The organism is Cedecea sp. (genome assembly GCF_036500665.1).
Taxonomy (GTDB): Bacteria; Pseudomonadota; Gammaproteobacteria; order Enterobacterales; family Enterobacteriaceae; genus Cedecea.
The window spans coordinates 1-3,018 of the sequence record NZ_DASYBS010000177.1 but is presented as its reverse complement, the minus strand read 5'-3'; the positions used below and the strand labels follow the sequence as shown (position 1 = coordinate 3,018).

The following is a 3,018-nucleotide window of genomic DNA, read 5'->3' as shown; positions in this document are numbered from 1 at the left end:
GATTTCAGGTTAAAAACACATCAAAACACGTATTTTATCGTCAGAAGTGCCACGGATGCTCGCTATCATTGCGTTTCCGATAACGCCATTTATGATCAGAAAATTTATAAAACGCTTTTTCAAATTCCTAACCATGAACGTCCAGGTTGACGCGGAGGATTAAACGAGGGGCATGAAAAAGGGCGCTGGCGCAGCCTCAGTTGTTTTTTGATCTACATGGTTGACAAATGTAAATGTACAATAATTTAATGTCGTAACAAAATAAGTTGTACGATTTGCCTTGCCGCGTACAATGGTGTGAGATTTTACGCCATCGATGTGCAAGGATTCCATCTTGAGGGGACAATAATGAAACGCGATTATGGTAGTGTCGGTACCATAGCTCTCAGAGCAAGTGCTTTACTCCAGGCCATGAGCAGGGATATTGAGGAACAAAGGAAAGAATTTAATCTGACAGAGTATCATCAGACATATACCCGTAACGCCGTCGCAAAACTGCCGAAGCTGAGCCGGCGCATCGTAGAACTGGCCGTGAAAGAAATGGAAGAACACGGCTATATATTTAATAAAAAGCAGGTTGGTAACGTCGAACAATATGCTCTGACGATACAGAATGTCATTGATATCTACGCCCACCGACAAATACCTAAATATCGCGATATCCATAAAGAACCTTACGTGATTTTCGTTGTAAACCTTAAAGGTGGTGTATCAAAAACAGTCAGTACAGTAACGCTTGCACATGCGTTGCGTGTACATCAGGACCTACTGCGTCATGATCTTCGCATCCTTGTAATAGATCTCGACCCACAGGCCTCCAGTACTATGTTTCTGGATCACACTCATAGCATTGGTACGGTCCTTGAAACAGCTGCTCAGGCGATGTTGAATGATCTTGATGTTCAAACCTTAAGAGAAGCAGTAATTCGGCCCACCATCATCCCTGGGGTTGATGTAATTCCTGCCTCTATTGATGATGGCTTCGTGGCGAGTCAGTGGGAGTCTCTCGTTCAAGAACACTTGCCGGGTCTTAAACCTTCTGAAGTGCTCAGGAAAACAATTATTGACCGCGTAGCCGGTGATTATGATTTCGTGTTTATTGATACAGGTCCACATCTGGATCCGTTCCTTCTGAATGGACTGGCGGCGAGTGATTTGCTTCTCACCCCTACCCCGCCTGCACAGGTGGATTTCCATTCAACCTTAAAATACCTGACGCGATTGCCGGAAATGCTGGAGCGTCTTGAAGAAGAAGGTGTGGAACCACGCCTGAGCGCGAGTATCGGTTTCATGTCCAAAATGACTAATAAACGTGATCACGAAACTTCGCATAGCCTAGCTCGCGAAGTGTACGCAAGTAATATTCTGGACTCGTCACTGCCACGTCTGGATGGATTCGAACGATGTGGTGAATCTTTTGACACCATTATTAGTGCTAACCCTGTTTCATACCCAGGTAGTGCTGAAGCGCTGAAAAAGGCACGTACTGAAGCTGAACGGTTTACTAAGGCCGTATTTGACCGAATTGAATATATCAGGGGAGCGTCAAAATGAAACAGGTTATAGCCCGTGGCCGGGTTCTGGGAAATAGTAATTCAGAGTTTGCTAGGATGCTTGAAGGCGACGGGGATGTTAAAACTTTTACCCTTAAGTCAGGCTCGCAGGCCAGGTTTGTTAAAACGATTGTGTTAAGCGGAGAAGTCGAATCAAAAACATTCGTTGATGCTTCGGTTAATGGACGTGATCAGACAATGCTTACGTGCGAGTCCGTCAGTGATATTTCCCGGACGATAAAGCTGCAGCAATTCTTCCCGGCAATTGGACGGGAGGTTAATGGACTAATTGAGATATTAGATGGGACCCGACGTCGTGCTGCCTGCATCTTTAATAACGTTAAATTCGAAATTCTGGTAACAAAAGATGATATCTCACTGGCCGATGCACGGCAGCTGGCGAAAGATATCCAGTCTGCCAGAGAACATAGTCTTCGCGAGCTGGGGAAACGACTCGAAGTCACCTACGGAACTGGAATGACTAAAGAAGAGATTGCGTTGAAAGAAAATCTCTCTCCGGCGAAAGTGACACGTGCGTTTCAGGCTGCAGCAGTGCCAGGCGAAATGGTTGCAGTATTCCCTGTGATAAATGATATTTCGTTGTCGGATTATCAGTTTTTACTGAAACTGGCTGAAGAAGCAAACAACAAGCAAACATCGGTAACAGAACTGATGGAAAAAGTTCAGCATCGGTTGAAGACCATGCCAGATTATCCGGCAATTGATAAAAGCAAAATTCTGGCGGTTATCAGGGCTGAGAGCAAATCACTGACAGCCCGCCCTACCAGAACGGTTCAAACTGAGAAGCTGAGAGAATTTTCAGATCGCAATCAGTTTGCCAGAAAGAAAACTGATTCAAAGAAACGACTTGTTGTTTATGAGTTTTCCCGCATTTCCGCTGAGGCACAGTCGGAGATTGATGAGGCAATAAAACGTATTCTGGAAAGACTACCTGAATCAGGTGAGTAAGAAAAAAAGGATGCCAGATAGCATCCTTTTTTATGTTTTTCACCATGCTAATTTCATGATTATTTTATTGATTATAAACGAGAATTAAAAATTCTTTCACACTGAAATCACCACTTTTTTGCAACTTGTTCGTGACTCATAGTTTCGCTACTGGCAGTTCAGATCAACGAGTTGTATAGGCTGGTGAAAGCATTTCTCGTTTCATTTGCCACTCAGGAGCTATACCCCGTCCTGCAAACCACACTTTTCCAAGACCAGAATAGTTAATACCGTCAACAACCTTCATCAGAGCTTCGCTGTTCGGTCGTGGTTGCCGGTCATCAAACAGATCCAGCTGCGATACGCCGGTAGGGATAGAACAGTAGCCCGCCTGCGGCGGGAGCTAAGGCGCTGTCAGAAAGGCGCTTTTTTCAGCTACCGTAGCCCGTTATAATCCCGCGCATGTATATTCCCCGACCTGCAAAGCTCCTCTTCCTGATTGATGATGGCTGGGGTC

General features: G+C 45.0%; 2 protein-coding genes and 1 pseudogene. 2 read left to right on the top strand and 1 reads right to left on the bottom strand.

Annotation, left to right across the window (positions count from 1 at the left end):
• Positions 1-348 precede the first annotated feature (348 nt).
• Both VGM55_RS26520 and VGM55_RS26515 read left to right on the top strand, forming a co-directional pair.
• Positions 349-1,554, top strand: coding sequence for an AAA family ATPase (locus VGM55_RS26520; protein WP_331637239.1), 1,206 nt, complete (start codon positions 349-351; stop codon positions 1,552-1,554).
• A complete protein-coding gene (locus VGM55_RS26515) occupies positions 1,551-2,522 on the top strand; it encodes a ParB family protein (protein ID WP_331637238.1) in 972 nt (323 codons plus the stop codon). Before VGM55_RS26520 ends, VGM55_RS26515 begins: the two co-directional genes overlap by 4 nt.
• Before the next feature lie 163 nt (positions 2,523-2,685).
• On the opposite strand, the pseudogene VGM55_RS26510 reads toward VGM55_RS26515, so the two are convergent.
• A pseudogene (locus VGM55_RS26510) lies at positions 2,686-2,874 on the bottom strand (DUF4113 domain-containing protein); the annotation flags it as partial.
• Positions 2,875-3,018: the final 144 nt, after the last annotated feature.